Origin of the sequence: Streptacidiphilus monticola (genome assembly GCF_042658505.1) — a bacterium.
Taxonomy (GTDB): Bacteria; Actinomycetota; Actinomycetes; order Streptomycetales; family Streptomycetaceae; genus Streptacidiphilus; species Streptacidiphilus monticola.
In genome coordinates, this window is record NZ_JBHSQJ010000095.1 from 33,720 (window position 1) to 49,942 (window position 16,223).

General features: G+C 73.3%; 17 protein-coding genes. 11 read left to right on the forward strand and 6 right to left on the reverse strand.

Annotated elements, in window-relative coordinates:
- The first annotated feature begins 64 nt into the window (after positions 1 to 64).
- The 3 genes from ACFP3V_RS22105 (at position 65) to ACFP3V_RS22115 (ending at position 2,850) form a co-directional block, all read left to right on the forward strand.
- On the forward strand, positions 65 to 784 hold the full coding sequence (locus ACFP3V_RS22105; protein ID WP_380586094.1) for a PadR family transcriptional regulator: 720 nt from the start codon (positions 65 to 67) through the stop codon (positions 782 to 784).
- A gap of 207 nt (positions 785 to 991) precedes the next feature.
- The gene (locus ACFP3V_RS22110; protein WP_380586097.1) at positions 992 to 2,062 is read left to right on the forward strand and encodes an ATP-binding cassette domain-containing protein; all 1,071 of its coding nucleotides are present in this window, start codon (positions 992 to 994) and stop codon (positions 2,060 to 2,062) included.
- Between the two features lie 41 nt (positions 2,063 to 2,103).
- The gene (locus ACFP3V_RS22115; RefSeq protein ID WP_380586272.1) at positions 2,104 to 2,850 is read left to right on the forward strand and encodes an ABC transporter permease; all 747 of its coding nucleotides are present in this window, start codon (positions 2,104 to 2,106) and stop codon (positions 2,848 to 2,850) included.
- A gap of 7 nt (positions 2,851 to 2,857) precedes the next feature.
- On the opposite strand, the gene ACFP3V_RS22120 is transcribed toward ACFP3V_RS22115, so the two are convergent.
- Both ACFP3V_RS22120 and ACFP3V_RS22125 read right to left on the reverse strand, forming a co-directional pair.
- Positions 2,858 to 3,274: an MmcQ/YjbR family DNA-binding protein gene (locus tag ACFP3V_RS22120; RefSeq protein ID WP_380586100.1), complete on the reverse strand. Its 417-nt coding sequence runs from the start codon at positions 3,272 to 3,274 to the stop codon at positions 2,858 to 2,860.
- Positions 3,264 to 4,172 (reverse strand): 5'-3' exonuclease, encoded by a 909-nt coding sequence (locus tag ACFP3V_RS22125; protein WP_380586275.1) that lies wholly within the window; start codon positions 4,170 to 4,172, stop codon positions 3,264 to 3,266. Before ACFP3V_RS22125 ends, ACFP3V_RS22120 begins: the two co-directional genes overlap by 11 nt.
- Positions 4,173 to 4,355: 183 nt before the next feature.
- Between ACFP3V_RS22125 and ACFP3V_RS22130 the strand changes: the two genes are divergently transcribed.
- A complete protein-coding gene (locus ACFP3V_RS22130) occupies positions 4,356 to 5,321 on the forward strand; it encodes an oxidoreductase (RefSeq protein ID WP_380586102.1) in 966 nt (321 codons plus the stop codon).
- Entirely contained in the window at positions 5,296 to 5,907 is a 612-nt protein-coding gene (locus ACFP3V_RS22135) for a TetR/AcrR family transcriptional regulator (protein WP_380586105.1), read from the forward strand. The genes ACFP3V_RS22130 and ACFP3V_RS22135 overlap by 26 nt, the downstream gene beginning before the upstream one ends.
- A gap of 7 nt (positions 5,908 to 5,914) precedes the next feature.
- On the opposite strand, the gene ACFP3V_RS22140 is transcribed toward ACFP3V_RS22135, so the two are convergent.
- The 3 genes from ACFP3V_RS22140 to ACFP3V_RS22150 are packed head-to-tail and all read right to left on the reverse strand — an operon-like array spanning position 5,915 to position 9,416.
- Complete coding sequence (locus ACFP3V_RS22140) at positions 5,915 to 7,957, reverse strand: S9 family peptidase (protein ID WP_380586106.1); 2,043 nt, start codon at positions 7,955 to 7,957, stop codon at positions 5,915 to 5,917.
- The gene (locus ACFP3V_RS22145; protein ID WP_380586109.1) at positions 7,938 to 8,678 is read right to left on the reverse strand and encodes a gamma-glutamyl-gamma-aminobutyrate hydrolase family protein; all 741 of its coding nucleotides are present in this window, start codon (positions 8,676 to 8,678) and stop codon (positions 7,938 to 7,940) included. The genes ACFP3V_RS22140 and ACFP3V_RS22145 overlap by 20 nt, the downstream gene beginning before the upstream one ends.
- A gap of 27 nt (positions 8,679 to 8,705) precedes the next feature.
- Positions 8,706 to 9,416, reverse strand: coding sequence for a FadR/GntR family transcriptional regulator (locus ACFP3V_RS22150; RefSeq protein WP_380586112.1), 711 nt, complete (start codon positions 9,414 to 9,416; stop codon positions 8,706 to 8,708).
- A gap of 93 nt (positions 9,417 to 9,509) precedes the next feature.
- Between ACFP3V_RS22150 and ACFP3V_RS22155 the strand changes: the two genes are divergently transcribed.
- From ACFP3V_RS22155 to ACFP3V_RS22180, 6 genes are all read left to right on the forward strand, one after another.
- A complete protein-coding gene (locus ACFP3V_RS22155) occupies positions 9,510 to 10,877 on the forward strand; it encodes a glutamine synthetase family protein (protein ID WP_380586115.1) in 1,368 nt (455 codons plus the stop codon).
- Between the two features lie 2 nt (positions 10,878 to 10,879).
- Positions 10,880 to 12,265: an aldehyde dehydrogenase family protein gene (locus ACFP3V_RS22160; protein ID WP_380586118.1), complete on the forward strand. Its 1,386-nt coding sequence runs from the start codon at positions 10,880 to 10,882 to the stop codon at positions 12,263 to 12,265.
- 15 nt (positions 12,266 to 12,280) lie between these two features.
- Entirely contained in the window at positions 12,281 to 13,072 is a 792-nt protein-coding gene (locus ACFP3V_RS22165) for a 3-oxoacyl-ACP reductase (protein WP_380586121.1), read from the forward strand.
- Between the two features lie 220 nt (positions 13,073 to 13,292).
- Positions 13,293 to 13,622, forward strand: coding sequence for a hypothetical protein (locus ACFP3V_RS22170; RefSeq protein WP_380586123.1), 330 nt, complete (start codon positions 13,293 to 13,295; stop codon positions 13,620 to 13,622).
- Entirely contained in the window at positions 13,622 to 14,800 is a 1,179-nt protein-coding gene (locus tag ACFP3V_RS22175) for a glutathionylspermidine synthase family protein (protein WP_380586126.1), read from the forward strand. The genes ACFP3V_RS22170 and ACFP3V_RS22175 overlap by 1 nt, the downstream gene beginning before the upstream one ends.
- Before the next feature lie 61 nt (positions 14,801 to 14,861).
- On the forward strand, positions 14,862 to 15,860 hold the full coding sequence (locus ACFP3V_RS22180) for a DUF2510 domain-containing protein (protein WP_380586129.1): 999 nt from the start codon (positions 14,862 to 14,864) through the stop codon (positions 15,858 to 15,860).
- 18 nt (positions 15,861 to 15,878) lie between these two features.
- Here the strand turns inward: ACFP3V_RS22180 and ACFP3V_RS22185 are convergent, their stop codons facing one another.
- Positions 15,879 to 16,184, reverse strand: coding sequence for a RyR domain-containing protein (locus tag ACFP3V_RS22185; RefSeq protein WP_380586132.1), 306 nt, complete (start codon positions 16,182 to 16,184; stop codon positions 15,879 to 15,881).
- Positions 16,185 to 16,223 lie beyond the last annotated feature (39 nt).

Below are 16,223 nucleotides of genomic sequence, written 5' to 3' on the forward strand. Positions count from 1 at the left end.
CACGCGTCATAGCCGTGGATATATACTCGTCACCGAGTAAGCGGGCAGCGAGGAGGCGATCATCGTGGCGACGACCCCCGCGCCGTCCGGCAGGCCGCGTCGCCGCGTGCTGAGCAACCCCCTCGCGCTCGCCGTGCTCACCCTGCTCGCCGAACAGCCCCGGCACCCCTACGACATGGCGCAGACCCTGCGGTCCCGCCGCAAGGAGGGGAGCATCCGGATCAACTTCGGCTCGCTCTACACCGTCGTCCAGAACCTGGAGAAGCACGGCTTCATCGAGGCCTCCGGGACGGAGCGCGCCGGCCGCAGGCCGGAGCGGACGGTGTACGCGATCACGGAGTCCGGGCGCGCGGAGATGCACGACTGGCTGTCGGAGCTTCTGCGCACGCCCGCCAAGGAGTATCCGCAGTTCGAGGCGGGGCTCTCGCTGATGGGAGTGCTGCCGCCGGACGAGGTGATCGCCCTGCTGGCCGAGCGCCAGCAAGCGCTCGACGCACAACTGGCTTCCGAGGAGGCCTCGTTGGGGGAGATCGGCGGCGTCCTGCCGCGGATCTTCCTGATCGAGGGGGAGTACCAGCTGGCCCTGCTCCGGGCCGAGGCGGAGTGGCTCCGCCAGGTCCGGGCCGAGCTGGAGGCGGGCACCTTCGACGGGCTGGCCGGCTGGCGGCAGTACCACGAGACCGGCGAAGTCCCGGCGGAGTTCGCCGAGTTCGACCGACAGGCGAAGCAGGCCGAGCGGGGCGAGCAGTCGACGCAGGGAGCCGCACGACACACGCACGAGTAGGCAGAACAGAACCACCAGCACCAGCAGAGAAAAGCCCCCGCCGGGTGCGGCAACACCTGGCGGGGGCCGGGAACCTCGGATCCGGCCTGCGGCAACAGGATGCGGACGCTGCGAGGTACACGCACCTCCATCGTAGCCCGCGTCCCCCGACGTAGATCGGCTCCGGCAGTCCTGCCCAGCCGTCACGACCGGAGGGAACACCCCGTCATGTCCACCAGCACACGCACCCGCGTGCCCGCACCGCCCCACCGGGGGCCCGAGCTCGCGGTCGCGGCCACCGATCTCGTCAAGACCTACCAGCCGCAGGGGCCGGCCGGCCGCGGCAAGGCCCCGAAGCCCGCCGTCCGCGCCCTCGACGGCCTCAGCATCAGTGTCGAGCGCGGCAGCGTCTTCGGGCTGCTCGGGCCGAACGGCGCCGGCAAGTCCACCACCGTCAAGATCCTCACCACTCTCGCCGCGGCCGACTCCGGACAGGCCGTCGTCGCCGGGCACGACGTGGCCGCCGACCCCGCCGCCGTCCGGCGGGCCATCGGCGTGGTGGCCCAACGGTCCGGTGCGGACCCGGTGATGACGGGCCGTGAGAACCTCGTCCTGCAGGGCCGCCTGTACGGCATGCGGGGCCAGGAGCCGGCCCGCCGCGCCGACGAGCTGCTGGACCGCTTCGACCTGACCGACGCCGGGCGCCGCCCGGTGCGCACCTACTCCGGCGGCATGCAGCGGCGCCTCGACGTCGCGCTCGGCCTGGTGCACCGGCCCGAGGTGCTGTTCCTCGACGAGCCGACCACCGGTCTCGACCCCGAGGCCCGGCAGGCCATGTGGGACGAGATCGGCCGGCTCTCCGGGGACGAGGGGCTGACCATCGTGCTCACCACCCACTACCTGGAGGAGGCCGACCGCCTCGCCTCCCGGCTCGCCGTCGTCGACCACGGCCGCGTCGTGGTCGAGGGCACGCCGGACGGGCTCAAGGGCGAACTGCGCGGCGACGCCGTGCATGTGGAGCTGGCGGCAGCCCCCGCCGACCACCTGCCCGTCATCGCGGCCCTGGGCCGGGTGCCCGGCGTGCGCGATACCACCGTCGACGGACGCCGGGTCAGCGCCCGCGCCGACGACGGGGCCGCCGCGGTGCCCGCCGTGCTGGCGGCGCTGGCCGCCGAGGGGCTGGCCGTCGCCGCGGTGACCGTGGCCCGGCCGTCCCTGGACGACGTGTACCTCCGCTACGCCGGACGCAGCTACCAGGCCGGCGGCGAAACCCTGCAGACCACGGGAGCGCACCAGTGAGCACCGCAGACCTCACCGCCGCCGTCCGCGAGACGGGCTGGATGACGCAGCGTCAGTTCCTGGCCGTGGCCAAGCAGCCGGCCTACGTCGTGATCACGCTGGTCCAGCCGGTCATCTGGCTGTTCCTGTTCGGCGGGCTGTTCCGCCGTGTGGTGGAGCTGCCCGGCTTCGGCTCCGCCTCCTACCTCGACTACCTCGTCCCCGGCGTCATCGTGATGAGCGCGGTCTCGGCCAACATGTGGGCGGGCATGGGGACGCTGGAGGAGATCGAGCGCGGGACGCTGAACCGCTTCCTGATCACGCCGGTGCACCGCAGCGCCCTGCTCAACGCCAACGTGCTGATGCAGGCGCTGACCACGGCGTTCCAGTCCGTCGTCATCATCCTGCTGGGCTGGGCCGGCGGGGCCGCCTACCCCGGCGGGGCGCTCGGGCTGCTGGTCCTGGTCGTGGCCGCCTCGGTGCTCGGCACGGTCTTCGGCGCCTTCTCGAACGCGCTGGGCATGCTGGTGCGCCAGCGGGAGTCGATCATCGGGATCAACACCTTCCTGCTGCTCCCGCTGACCTTCCTCTCCTCCGCCTTCATGGCCTCGACCCTGATGCCGCACTGGATGCAGGTCGTGGCCCGGTTCAACCCGGTCAACTGGGCGCTGGAGGCCTGCCGTTCGGCCATGCGGGCGCAGCCCGACTGGTGGTCGGTGCTGAGCCACGGCGGCTGGCTGCTGCTGCTCGCGGCCGCGGCCGTCGGGCTGTCGCTGCGGACCTTCCGCTCCTACCAGCGGTCCGTCTGAGGGGACGTCAGGACGGGTGCTCGGCGAGCCAGGCCGCGGCCAGGCGGCGCGGGGCGCGGTCCAGCCAGGCCTCGGTGACCAGCTCCTCCAGGTCGCCGAGGCCGATCCGTTCCAGTAGCACCAGCACCGCCGGGTAGCCGTCGAAGTGCGGGATGGTGAACAGCGCCCCGCCCGCGTCCACGTCCGACTCGGCGAGCAGCGCGGCCTTCACGCCCTCGTCGGCCACCCGGACCCCGGCGATCGGGCCCTGCGGGGCGGTGCGGCCGAGGGCGTCCAGGGCCTCGTGGTCGGAGCGGCGCAGCGGGCGCTCCCACACGAACATGCGGCCCCCGGTCCACCAGCCGAGATGGCCGCGTGACTCGCGATCCTCCGTGCCGGGCAGGGCAAGCGCGATCCGGCGGACGTCCGCCCAGTCAGCGGGCATGCGCGAGCGCCTCCAGCAGCCGCTGCAGCGAGCCGCCCAGGCCCCAGCGGGCGGCCAGCTCCTCCAGGGCCATCGGGTCCAGCGGTTCCTTGGGCAGCGCGGGATCGAACGCCGGCAGCGGCACGTCCTTGGCCACCTCCACCACCTTGGGGGCGACAGCCAGGTAGTCCGCCGCGTCCAGGATCCGGGCGCGCTGCGTGGGCGTCAGCTTCACCGCCGGATCGGCGGCCGCCGCCTGAATGCCCGTCAGGCTGCCGAACTGGGCCAGGAGTTTGGCCGCGGTCTTCTCGCCGATGCCGGGGACGCCGGGCAGCCCGTCGCTCGGATCGCCCCGGAGCACCGCGAGATCCGCGTACCGCGCGCCGGCCACGCCGTACTTCTCGACCAGCAGCGCGTCGTCCGTGGACTGCAGGGTGCCGACGCCCTTGACGGGGTAGAGCACGCGCACGCCCCGGGTGTCGTCGACCAGTTGGAACAGGTCCCGGTCGCCGGTGACCACGTCGACCGGGCCGGGCGCGGACGCGGCCAGGGTGCCGATCACGTCGTCCGCCTCGTAGCCGGGGACGCCGACGCGGGCGATGCCGACGGCGTCGAGGACCGCCATGATGACCGGGACCTGGGGGGAGAGGGTGTCGGGCACCTCCTCCTCGGCCCCGGCGTCGGTCTCGGCCGCGACGCGGTGGGTCTTGTAGCTGGGAATCAGGTCCACCCGCCACTGCGGCCGCCAGTCGGCGTCCGTGCAGGCCACCAGCTGGTCGGGCTGATGGTCCGTCACCAGCCGGGCGATGAAGTCCAGCAGGCCGCGCACCGCGTTGACGGGCTGCCCGTCGGGCGAGCGCACGGACTCCGGGACGCCGAAGAACGCGCGGAAGTACAGGCTGGCGGAGTCCAGCAGCATCAGCCGGGGTGCGGACACGGAGGCGCTCATGCCCGCATCATGCCGCACCCCGCCGACAATTCAGCGTCCCACCGGGCGCGGGCGCGGCGATCGGCGGGCGGCCGCTTCCCGGCGGGAGCTAAAGGCACTAACATTGTGAATGCCACTAACTTCGCCACCGGCCTCGCTGCCCTGGAGAGTCCCATGCCCACGACCCCCTGGAACACCACCGACGTGCCCGACCAGAGCGGCCGCATCGCCGTCGTCACGGGGGCCAACAGCGGGCTCGGTCTGGAGACCGCGCGGGTCCTCGCCGCGCGCGGGGCCACCGTGGTGCTGGCCTGCCGCAGCGAGGACAAGGCCCGCCGGGCGGCCGCCGAGATCGGCGGCGCCACCGAGATCCTCCGGCTCGACCTCGGCTCGCTGGGCGCCGTGCGCGCCGCCGCCGCGGAGGCGCACGAGCGCTGGGACCGGATCGACCTGCTGGTCAACAACGCGGGCGTGATGATCCCGCCGCTGCAGCGCACCGCCGACGGCTTCGAGCTGCAGTTCGGCACCAACCACCTCGGCCACTTCGCCTTCACCGCCCAGATCGCGGACCTGCTGCTGCCCGTCCCGGGCTCGCGCGTCGTCGTCCTCGCCAGCGCGGCGCACAAACTCGCCCGCCGCGGCCTGGACTTCGACGACCCCAACTGGCTGCGCCACCGCTACCGCCGCGGGGCTGCCTACGCCCGGTCGAAGCTGGCGAACCTGCTGTTCACCTACGAGCTGGACCGCCGGCTGCGCGCGGCCGACGCCCGCACCATCGCGCTCGCGGCCCACCCGGGCTACTCCGCAACCGAGTTGACGCGTTACCTGCCCGCGCCCGTGGCCCGCCTGAACACCGTGCTGTCCGCGCCGATCATGCAGGCGGCCGACCGGGGCGCGCTGCCCACGCTGCGCGCGGCCACCGACCCGGAGGCGCGCGGCGGCCAGTACTACGGCCCGAACGGCTGGCAGGAGTGGAGGGGCGACCCCGAGCTCACCGACTCCACCCCCGCCTCCCACGACCGGGCCGCGCAGCAGCGGCTGTGGACCCTGTCCGAGGAGCTGACCGGGGTCCGGTTCGACATCCCCACCGATGTCCCCGTCTACGCTGGCGGTCATGGGCGTTCCGGCGAAGAGGCGTAGCTATCACCACGGCGAACTGCGTGCGGCGCTCGTCGACACGGCGGTGGAGCTGATCGCGGAGCGCGGCGTGCACGCCTTCTCGCTCGCGGAGGCGGCGCGCCGGCTCGGCGTGACCGTCGCGGCGCCCTACCGCCACTTCGCGGACCGCGGGGACCTCCTCGCCGCCGTCGCGGTACGCGCCACCGAGGCGCTGGCGGCCCGGCTGCGCACGCTTCCGGACCGGCTCCCGCCGGAGGAGCGGCTGGTGGACGCCGCCGAGGCGTACGTGCGCTTCGCCGCCGAGGAACGGGCCCTGTTCGACGCGCTGTTCGCGGCGGGCGTGGACAAGGCCCGGCACCCGGAACTGGCCGCCGCCACCGACGGGGTGCTCGCCGTGCTGGCCGAGCCCGCGCTGGCGTTGAGCGACGGCGACCGGGAGCGCGCCGAGACGCTCGTGCTGTCGCTGGCGGGCGCCGCCCACGGCAGCGCGGCGCTGCTCCTGGACGGCGGCCTGTGCCAGGACCCGGAGGCCGTGGACCACGCGGTGCGCAAGGCCCGGGCGCTGGCCCGGGCCCTGATCCACGGCCGCCGCCACCTGGTCTGCTGACGGGCCGTCAGAGCAGCTCGGGGCGGACCCACTCCGCGCCGAGCACGTGGTGGTCGAGGAAGTTGAGCACCGTGGTGTACCAGAGCTTGGCGTTGTTGGGCTTGAGGATCCAGTGGCCCTCGTCCGGGTAGTAGAGGAACTTGGCCGGGACGCCGTGCCGGGTCAGGTCGGTCCACAGGGCCAGCGCCTCGCCGATCGGGACCCGGTAGTCCTTGTCGCCGTGGACCACCAGCATCGGCGTCCGGATGTCCGCCGCGCGCAGGTGCGGCGAGTCGGCGTCGAGCCGCTGCGTGGTCTTCAGCGGGTCGCCGAAGTGGCGCCGCCAGTACATGGTGGCGTCCGTGGTGCCCGAGAAGGAGTGCAGGTTCCACAGGCTGGCGTGGGTGACGATCGCCTTGAACCGGTCGGTCTGGGTGGCGATCCAGTTGGCCATGTAGCCGCCGAAGGAGCCGCCCATCATCGCGGTGCGGGAGGCGTCCAGGTCCACTCGCTGCAGCGCGGCGTCGGTCAGCGCCAGCACGTCGGTGTAGGGCTTGTCGCCCCAACGGCCCCAGCCGCGCTCGTGCATCCGCTGGCCGTAGCCGGTGGACAGGGCCGGGTCCGGCAGCAGCACGGCGTAGCCGCGGGCGGCGGCGACCCACGGGTTCCACCGCCAGGTCCAGGCGTTCCAGCTCATCTGCGGGCCGCCGTGGACCCACAGCAGCAGCGGGGCGGGGGCGGTGGCCGACGCGCCGTCAGGGAGCACCAGCCAGGCGCGCAGCGGCGTCCCGTCCTGGGCGGTGGTGTGCACCTCGGCGAGGCTGCCGGGGAGTTCGCCGACGCCGCCCGGGGCCGGCAGCACCGCCGGCTCCTGGTCCGCGGCCGCCGCGTCGAGGCGGACCGGGGTCGGCGGGGCGTCGACGGTGGCCCGGAGCGCGAACAGCGTGGACCCGTCCGGGGAGACCGTCAGGTCCGTGTACGCGCCCGTGGCCGTGAGCCGGGTCAGCGAGCCGTCGGCGGTGTCCAGCCGGAAGACCGGGGAGCGGCCGTCCTGGTCGGCGGCGAAGAACACGACCGGGGCGCCGGGGGCCGGCGAGACGACGTGCGGGCCGGGCCAGGCGTCGAAGCCGGGCAGCAGGTCGCGCCCGGCGTCCTGCTCGTCGGTGGCGGAGACCAGCCAGAGCGTGAAGTCGTGCGAGGCGTCCCAGGTGCTCTCGGCGCCCCGGTTCAGTACCAGCGAGCGGCTGTCGGCGGTGAACACCGGGTGGGTGAACTCGTAGCGGGGGGCCTCGATCTGACGGATCGTCTTGCCGGTGGCGGCGTCCGCGACGACGACGGTGGACCGCAGCTCGTCCGGCAGATCGCCGGTGTCAAGGGTGTAGGCGACCAGGGAGCCGTCCGGGGAGAGGGTGAACTCCGGCTCGAAGCCGTTGAGTTCGGCGGCGTCCACGGCGGCGGCGTCCGCGTCGGACGCGGTGAACAGGTGCGGGACGTCCGGGCCGAGGTCGTGGTCCCAGAAGCGGACCAGCGGGCCCTCGTGCAGGATCGCGCCGACCTTGGCCTTCTCGCGTGCCTTGCGCTTGGCGGCGTCGGCCTCGTCGTCGGCGGCGCCGACGTGCCGCCCGGCGGTCCAGGCCAGGCGGCTGCCCTCGCGCGGGACGGCGTAGCCGCCGACACCGCCGGGCACGGCCAGCAGCTTCTCGGCCTCACCGCCCTCGGCGGGCAGCGCCCACAGCGAGGCGCCCTCGCCCTTGTCGTCCTCCCCGGCGTGCTCCGGGTCGTCGCGGCCGGAGAGGAAGAGCAGGGCGCCGTCGGCGCGGAAGGCGGGCGCGGACTCGCCCTTGTCCGAGCGGGTGAGCCGCCGGGCCGGGCGCTCGCCCGCCGGGTCGAGCTCCCACAGCGAGGAGCGGAACCGGGTTCCGTCCGCGGCCAGTCGGGAGACGACGGCGACGAGTCGGCTGCCGTCGGGCGACAGGGTCAGCGAGGAGACCCGGGGGACGGCGAGGAAGGCATCGAGGTCGTGGAAGGGGCTCGGCGGGGTCGGCTGCTGCTCAACTTTCGCGTCGGTCATGGAGGTCATCCTTGCCCGAACCGGCCGCCTGGACCAGAGCTTTCGTCAGCCGGAGGTCGCTGCCCTGCTCGGGATGCCACTGCACGCCGAGCAGGAAGGGGCCGTCCTCGGCCTCGACGGCCTCCACCGTGCCGTCGAAGGCGTGGGCACTCGCCCGCAGCCCGGGGGCGATCCGGTCGACGGCCTGGTGGTGGTAGGTCGGGACGTCGACCTTGTCCTCGCCCAGCACGGCCGCCAACGCGGTCCCCGGCACCGGTACGACGGGGTGGTGGCTGTAGCGGCCGGGCTCGGGGGAGTGGTCCTCGTGCCCGACCCGGTCGGGCAGGTGCTGCACCAGGTCGCCGCCGAGGACGACGTTGAGCAGCTGCATCCCCCGGCAGATGCCGAGCAGCGGCAGTCCGGTCGCGCGGGCGGCCCGGACCAGCGCGCTCTCCCAGGCGTCCCGCTCGACGGCCGGGGACTGGGTGTGCGGGCCGTGGGCCTGCCCGTAGCGGGCCGGGTCGACGTCCGGGCCGCCGGAGACGACCAGGCCGTCGATCCGGGCCACGGTCTCCGCGGCGGCCGACGGGGCGTCATCCGGCGGCAGCAGCACGGCCGTCGCCCCGGAGCGCTGCACCAGCTCGACGTAGCGCAGCGGCAGCAGCGCCGCGGGCTGGTCCCGCCAGACGCCCCAGCTGGCGGGGGCGAGGTAGGTGGTGATGCCGATCAGCGGGCGGGACATGGGACCTCCGGGGGCGGGGGAGCGGGGTCAGGAGAGGAAGGCGCGCAGCAGGGCGGCCGTTCCCTCCAGGTGCTCGCGCATGGTCGCGCGGGCGGCGTCCACGTCCCCGGCCAGGAGGGCGGCGACGAGGAGTTCGTGCTGGCACTGGGAGTGCTCGAGGTTGGGCGGCAGCAGCGGGATGCAGTCGAGCAGCTCGTTGACGGTGGCGCGGACGGCGGCGTACTGGGCGGCGACGGTGGCGGAGCCGGAGAGTTCGGCGACGGCCAGGTGCAGCCGGGTGTCCCAGCGCCGGTAGTCCTCCAGGGAGGCGGCGCCGGTGGCGGCGAGCAGGCCGCGCAGCCGCTCGGCGTCCGCGCCCACCGGGCGGCGGGCGGCGCACAGTTCGGCGGAGCCGGTCTCCAGCACCTGGCGGAACAGCAGGGTGTCCTCCAGCCGGGCGCCCAGCAGTTCCGTGCGCGGGGTGGGCAGTTCCCGCACGAAGGCCCCGCCGTAGCGGCCGCGGCGGACCTCGACGACGCCGGTGTCCTGGAGCACCTTCAGCGCCTCACGGAGCGTCACCCGGCTTATCTGGAGCCGCTCGGCGAGGTCGCGCTCGGGCGGGAGCCGGTCGCCGACCGGGACCAGGCCCAGGCGCACCAGCTGCAGCAGCCGCTGCACCGTCTCCTCGAAGGTGTTGCCGGAGCGCACCGGGTGCAGCACCGCGGTGAGCGCCTCGCCTCCGGCAGGCTCTGCCGACATGCGGACCACCTTCCCTCTTCCCATCCAATGGTACAAGGCCATACCTTTGGCGTGCCCGGTTCCGTGGCCGACCGTCCGTGGAGGCACCACACGATGTCAGCACGCCGACCCCCGTTGACCGTCGAGGACCTGCGCGGCCTGGTCCGGTCCGGGGAGATCCACACCGTAGCCCTCGCCTTCACCGACATGCAGGGCAGGCTGCAGGGCAAGCGCTTCGCCGCCGGCCACTTCCTCGACGAGGTGCTCGCCCACGGCTCCGAGGGCTGCGCCTACCTGCTCGCCGTGGACGTGGAGTTGAACACGGTCGACGGCTACACGATGGCCTCCTGGGAGACCGGCTACGGCGACTTCATGCTCAAGCCGGACCTGGACACCCTGCGGCTCACCCCCTGGCAGCCCGGCACCGCCCTGGTCACCGCCGACCTCACCTGGGAGGACGGCACCCCCGTCGCCGCCTCGCCGCGGCAGATCCTCAAGGCCCAACTGGACCGCCTGGCCGAGCAGGGCCTGACCGCCTGGGCCGGCACCGAGCTGGAGTTCATCGTCTTCCGTGACAGCTACGAGGACGCCTGGAGCCGCGGCTACCGCGGACTGACCCCGGCCAACCAGTGGAACGCCGACTACTCCCTGCTGGCCACCGCCCGGATCGAGCCGCTGCTCGCCCGCATCCGCAACGAGATGGGCGGCGCCGGGATGACCGTCGAGTCCGCCAAGGGCGAGTGCAACCTCGGCCAGCACGAGATCGCCTTCCGCTACGACGACGCCCTCACCACCTGCGACCAGCACAGCGTCTACAAGACCGGGGCCAAGGAGATCGCCGCCCAGGAGGGCTGCTCGCTCACCTTCATGGCCAAGTACGACGAGCGCGAGGGCAACAGCTGCCACATCCACCTCTCGCTGCGCAACGCCGAGGGCGTCCCCGCCTTCGCCGACCCGACGAACGGTCAGATGTCCCAGCTGATGCGGCACTTCCTGGCCGGGCAGCTGGCCGGGATGCGCGAGCTGACGCTGCTGTACGCCCCCAACATCAACTCCTACAAGCGCTACCGGGCCGGCTCCTTCGCTCCCACCGCCGTCGCCTGGGGCCGGGACAACCGCACCTGCGCGCTGCGGGTCGTGGGACACGGGCCCTCGCTGCGGATGGAGAACCGCGCACCCGGCGGGGACGTCAACCCCTACCTGGCCGTCGCCGGGATGATCGCGGCCGGCCTGCACGGTATCGAGCAGCACCTCGAACCGCCCGAGCCCTGCGCCGGCAACGCCTACGCCGACGAGCGCTACCAGCACCTGCCCGCCACCCTGCGCGAGGCCGCCGAGCTCTGGGCGGGCAGCGAGATCGCCAAGGCCGCCTTCGGACCCGAGGTCGTCCGGCACTACCTGACCATGGCCCAGGTCGAGCAGGATGCCTACGACACCGCCATCACCGACTGGGAGCGGTTCCGCTCCTTCGAACGGATGTGACCGTGCCCCCCACCCCACCCCGCACCGAAGTCCTGCGTGTGCTCAACCCCGCGACCGAGGAGGTCGTCGCCGAGGTCCCGGCCACCCCCGCCGAGGACATGGACCAGGCCGTCGCCCGCGCCGCCAAGGCACAGGCCGGCTGGGCCGCCCTCGCCCCCGGCGACCGCGCCCGGCTGCTGCGCCGCTTCGCCGACGGCGTCGACGCCCGCCTCGACGAACTCGCCCGGCTGGAGGTCCGCGAAGCCGGACACACCCTGGGCAACGCCCGCTGGGAGGCGGGCAACGCCCGCGACCTGCTGGAGTACGCGGCAGGCGGCGTCGAGCGGCTGACCGGCCGTCAGATCCCGGTCGCCGGCGGCCTGGACGTCACCTTCCACGAGCCCTACGGCGTCGTCGGCGTCATCGCGCCGTGGAACTTCCCCATGCCGATCGCCGCCTGGGGCTTCGCTCCGGCCCTGGCCGCCGGGAACGCGGTGCTGCTCAAGCCCGCCGAGACCACCCCGCTCACCGCCCTGCGGCTGGCCGAGATCGCCCTGGAGGCAGGGCTGCCCGAGGGCCTGTTCCAGGTGCTCCCCGGCCACGGGCCGGTCACCGGGCGGGCGTTGGTGGACCACCCCGGGGTCCGGAAGATCGTCTTCACCGGCTCGACGGCCGTCGGCAAGGAGATCATGGCCCGCTGCGCCCAGCAGGTGAAGCGGGTCACCCTGGAACTCGGCGGCAAGAGCCCGAACATCGTCTTCGCCGACGCCGACCTGCACAAGGCCGCGCTCAGCGCGCCGATGGCCTTCCTCGACAACAGCGGCCAGGACTGCTGCGCCCGCACCCGGATCCTGGTCCAGCGCGAGGTCTACGCCGAGTTCCTGGACCTGGCCGGACCGGCGGTCGCGGCGGTCCGCGTCGGCGACCCGGAGGACCCGGGCACCGAGATGGGCCCGCTCATCTCGGCCGCCCAACGCGACCGGGTACGGTCCTACCTGACGGCGGACCAGCCCGTCGTCGCCCAGGGCGCCGCCCCGACCGGCCCTGGCTTCTGGCAGGCCCCGGTGCTGCTGGCGCCCGAGGACCCGGCAAGCCCCGCGGCGGTGGAGGAGATCTTCGGCCCGGTCGCGGTCGTCCTGCCCTTCACCGACGAGGCCGACGCGCTGCGGCTGGCCAACGCCACCCGCTACGGCCTGTCCGGCTCCCTGTGGACCCGCGACATCGGCCGCGCGCTGCGGATGGCCCGGGGCGTCAACGGGGGCAACCTCTCCGTCAACTCGCACAGCTCCGTGCGCTATTGGACGCCCTTCGGCGGCTTCGGCGAGTCCGGACTCGGCCGGGAACTGGGTCCGGACGCGCTGGCGCACTTCACCGAGACCAAGAACGTCTTCATCAGCACCGAGGATTGAGAGAGCCGGAGAGAGATGAGCGAGCGTCAAGAAGCCCCCGTCTGCCGCAGGTTGGTCGGCCGCACGGCCGTGATCACGGGCGCGGGCAGCGGCATCGGCCTGGCCACCGCCCACCGGCTGGCGTCGGAGGGCGCGCACGTGGTGTGCGGGGACGTCGACGAGGCCGCCGGCAAGGCGGCCGCGGAGGCCGTCGGCGGCACCTTCGTCCAGGTGGACGTCACCGACCAGGAGCAGGTCGAGGCCCTGTTCCGGACGGCCAAGGAGACCTACGGCAGCGTGGACGTCGCGTTCAACAACGCCGGCATCTCGCCGCCGGACGACGACTCCATCCTGACCACGGGCCTGGAGGCCTGGCGCCGGGTCCAGGAGGTCAACCTGACCTCGGTGTACCTGTGCTGCAAGGCGGCGCTGCCGTACATGCAGGAGCAGGGGCGGGGTTCCATCATCAACACGGCGAGCTTCGTCGCGGTGATGGGAGCGGCCACGTCGCAGATCTCCTACACCGCCTCCAAGGGCGGCGTGCTGGCGATGTCCCGGGAGCTGGGCGTGCAGTTCGCCCGCGAGGGCATCCGCGTCAACGCGCTGTGCCCGGGCCCGGTGGACACCCCCCTGCTGCGGGAGCTGTTCGCCAAGGACCCGGAGCGGGCGGCGCGGCGGCTCGTCCACATCCCGCTCGGGCGCTTCGCCCGAGCGGAGGAGATCGCGGCCGCGGTGGCCTTCCTGGCGAGCGACGACTCGTCCTTCATCACGGCGAGCGAGTTCCTGGTCGACGGAGGCATCGCAGGCGCGTACGTGACCCCGGTGTGAGCCAGGTAAAGTCCCCGTGAAGTTGCACCCCGCCAGGGGCGCGAGGCTGCGGAGAGGTGGTGCGGCTCCGCCGCGTGGGCGCGAGCAACCCGCCACCCGCGGAGGTTCGGCCGTTGATCTCGGACGGACCTCCCTGGGCGGTGGGCAGGTCGCGCCCACGCGGCGGAGCCGCATGTCTGCAGCCTCGCGCCCCTGGCGGGGCATGGCGAGGAGGGGACAGTTGAAGCGGTCGGGGAGTGTGGCGCTCGGGCTCGTGGGGGCGTTGGCCATGGCGTTGACGGCCTGTGACAGCGAGCCGGACCAGCGGTGCGTGGACACGCAGACCTACAAGACCGTCGCGGACAAGCTCTGCAGGAGCCAGCCCGGGGGCGGCTACGCCGACACCGACCGGTACCAGTGGTACGCCAAGGGCGGCTCCAGCACCAGCCACGTCGGGGGCTACCACCGCTCCACCGGTGGCAGCGACTCCTCGAAGAGCCACAGCGGCGGCGACAGCGTCTCCCGGGGTGGTTTCGGGGGACACGGCTCCGGCCACTCCGGCGGCAGCTGATGCGGCGTCACCTCATCGACCCCCGGCCCGGCTGGCAGCAGACCGTCGAGGAGCAGGGGCTGGTCTACCCGCTCACCCGCTACCCGGACGACAGCCTGCGGCCCTACTGGGACGAGTCCGCCTACTACTCCTTCTCCCTCGCGGAGGTGGAGGCCCTGGAGGAGACCGTCGCCGAACTGCACGAGCTGTGCCTGCAGGCGGCCGAGCACATCGTCGCGCACAACCGCCTCGGCGAGCTGGGCATCACCGACCCCACCGTGGCCGCGCTCGTGCGCCGCTCCTGGTGGCAGCGCGAGCAGCAGCCCAGCCTCTACGCCCGCTTCGACCTGCGCTACGACGGCACCGGGCCGGCCAAGCTGCTGGAGTACAACGCGGACACCCCGACCAGCCTGATCGAGGCGGCCGGACCGCAGTGGTTCTGGATGGAGGAACGCTTCCCCGGAGCCGACCAGTGGAACTCCCTGCACGAGCGCCTCGTGGACGCGTGGAAGCGGCAGGCCCACCTGCTCCCGCCCGGGCCCGTGCACTTCGCGCACTCCCAGGCGGACACCCTCGGCGAGGACCAGATGACGACCGCCTACCTGATGGAGACGGCCCGTCAGGCGGGCCTCCAGGTGCGGCCGATCGCCATGGAGGACATCGGTTGGGACAGTCTCTCCGGGCGCTTCGTCGACGAGCGGCTGCGCTTCATGCGCGCGGTCTTCAAGCTCTACCCGTGGGAGTGGCTGACCACCGACGCCTTCGGCGGGCACGTCGTGGACACCGCCGACCTCGGCGGGGGCAGCGGCAGCACCCTGTGGATCGAGCCGGCCTGGAAGATGCTGCTGTCCAACAAGGCGCTGCTGGCGGTGCTCTGGGAGCTGAACCCGGGCCACCCCCACCTGCTTCCGGCCTACCTGGACGGCCCCCGGCAGCTGACGTCCTGGGCGGCCAAGCCCCTGCTCGGCCGCGAGGGCGACGGTGTGCTGCTCCACGACGGCACCGGCCCCGCTCCCCGGACGGATCCTCAGGAGCGGTACTGCTGGCAGCAGTTCGCGCCGCTGCCGGACTTCGACGGCAACCGGACCGTCCTGGGCGCCTGGGTGGTGGACGGCGAGCCGGCCGGCCTCGGCATCCGCGAGTCGGCCGGGCTGGTCACCGACGAGTACGCCCGCTTCCTGCCCCACGTGATCCGCTGAGCGGGACTTCGACAGCATCCCCTGATCGCCTGCTTATCGCACTGCCCGTACATTGCTTGGCGTGAGTGAGACGACGCCGCCCGCGGGCTGGTACCCGGACCCGAAGCCCGCCGATCCCGCCCATCCGGGGGAGCGCTGGTGGAACGGTTCGGAGTGGACCGTGAGCACCCGCAGCAACGAGACGACCGTGTTCATCACCGGCCTGCCGCCGAAGCCGCCGCGCCGGAAGCTCGGGGGCGCCGTGCTGGCGGCGGCGTCCGTGGCCGCGGTGCTGGGCCTGGGTGTCGGCTCGCTCGCCACGTACCTGATCATGGACGGCAACAGCGGCGGCACCAGCCAGTCCGCCCGGCCCTTCGGCAACGGCGGCAGCGGCTCGACCGGCAACGGCAATGGCAACGGCAACGGCGGGTTCGGCTTCGGCGAGGGCGGCCTCGGAGGCGGGGGCCTCCCCGGCGGTACGGGCGGCAGCGGCGGCCAGAACGGACAGGGCGGCACCGGCAGCCAGGGCGGCAGCGGTGGCTCCGGCGGCTCCGGGGGCGCGAACAGCGACCTCGCGGTGGACACCGCCAACGGCCTCTCGCTCACCATCCCCAGCGGCTGGCAGGGCGGCACCACCAAGGACGGCGACGCCGCCATGTACTACGGCTCCTACAGCTGCCCCGGCACCTCGGGGAGTACCTGCTCCTACGCCGGCGCCGACACCACCACGCTGAAGACGCCCGTCAGCACCGGCGTCAAGGCAGCCGCCGAGGCGGACATCACGGCCGCGGTCAAGGAGTCCTACAGCGAGACCACCGGCCACACCCAACTGCTCTCGCAGTCCGTCACGGTGGCGGGCCGTCAGGGGTACCTGATCCGGTGGAAGGTCGACGCCAAGGTCGGCAACAACGGCACGGTGGAGACCGTCGTCTTCCCGAGCAGCTCCGGCAAGCAGCTGGTCGCCCTGCACATGGGCTTCGACGAGTCGGACAAGGCGCCGGACCTGGCGCTGATGGACACCATCCTGAAGAGCGTCCAGGACTACAGCGGCAGTGGCGGCGGCAGCACCACCACCAGCTGACGGCAGGTCAGCGGTCGCTCAGGAGACGGGCGGTCCGATCCGGTAGCCCAGCGCCAGGATCAGCCGCACCGTCTCCTCGACGACGTCCCGGTCGTAGTCCTTCTCGGTCTCGGGCAGTTCGCGGTAGGGGATCAGCATCGGGTGCGTGAGCGTCCGGTCGTCCCGGGACGGCCCCCACGTCCAGCCGTCCGCCAGCCGGCGGGCGGCCCAGGTGTCGTGGACGTTCTCGGCCAGCACCTCGACCAGCCCGTTCAGTTCGGGCGGGAGGCGCACACCGCTGGTGTCGACGGGGCGGGGTTTCCACTCTCCGGGCGCAGGTGTCATGCACTCCATCATGACCCGGCCCCCGCCCCCTGGCAGCAG

Bases quoted from the DNA above. Each gene is read 5' to 3' on its own strand.
- ACFP3V_RS22110 (WP_380586097.1), top strand. From the start codon at position 992: ATGTCCACCAGCACACGCACCCGCGTGCCCGCACCGCCCCACCGGGGG.
- ACFP3V_RS22115 (WP_380586272.1), top strand. From the start codon at position 2,104: ATGACGCAGCGTCAGTTCCTGGCCGTGGCCAAGCAGCCGGCCTACGTC.
- ACFP3V_RS22120 (WP_380586100.1), bottom strand. From the start codon at position 3,274: ATGCCCGCTGACTGGGCGGACGTCCGCCGGATCGCGCTTGCCCTGCCC.
- ACFP3V_RS22125 (WP_380586275.1), bottom strand. From the start codon at position 4,172: ATGCTGCTGGACTCCGCCAGCCTGTACTTCCGCGCGTTCTTCGGCGTC.
- ACFP3V_RS22130 (WP_380586102.1), top strand. From the start codon at position 4,356: ATGCCCACGACCCCCTGGAACACCACCGACGTGCCCGACCAGAGCGGC.
- ACFP3V_RS22135 (WP_380586105.1), top strand. From the start codon at position 5,296: ATGGGCGTTCCGGCGAAGAGGCGTAGCTATCACCACGGCGAACTGCGT.
- ACFP3V_RS22140 (WP_380586106.1), bottom strand. From the start codon at position 7,957: ATGACCGACGCGAAAGTTGAGCAGCAGCCGACCCCGCCGAGCCCCTTC.
- ACFP3V_RS22145 (WP_380586109.1), bottom strand. From the start codon at position 8,678: ATGTCCCGCCCGCTGATCGGCATCACCACCTACCTCGCCCCCGCCAGC.
- ACFP3V_RS22150 (WP_380586112.1), bottom strand. From the start codon at position 9,416: ATGTCGGCAGAGCCTGCCGGAGGCGAGGCGCTCACCGCGGTGCTGCAC.
- ACFP3V_RS22155 (WP_380586115.1), top strand. From the start codon at position 9,510: ATGTCAGCACGCCGACCCCCGTTGACCGTCGAGGACCTGCGCGGCCTG.
- ACFP3V_RS22165 (WP_380586121.1), top strand. From the start codon at position 12,281: ATGAGCGAGCGTCAAGAAGCCCCCGTCTGCCGCAGGTTGGTCGGCCGC.
- ACFP3V_RS22175 (WP_380586126.1), top strand. From the start codon at position 13,622: ATGCGGCGTCACCTCATCGACCCCCGGCCCGGCTGGCAGCAGACCGTC.
- ACFP3V_RS22185 (WP_380586132.1), bottom strand. From the start codon at position 16,184: ATGACACCTGCGCCCGGAGAGTGGAAACCCCGCCCCGTCGACACCAGC.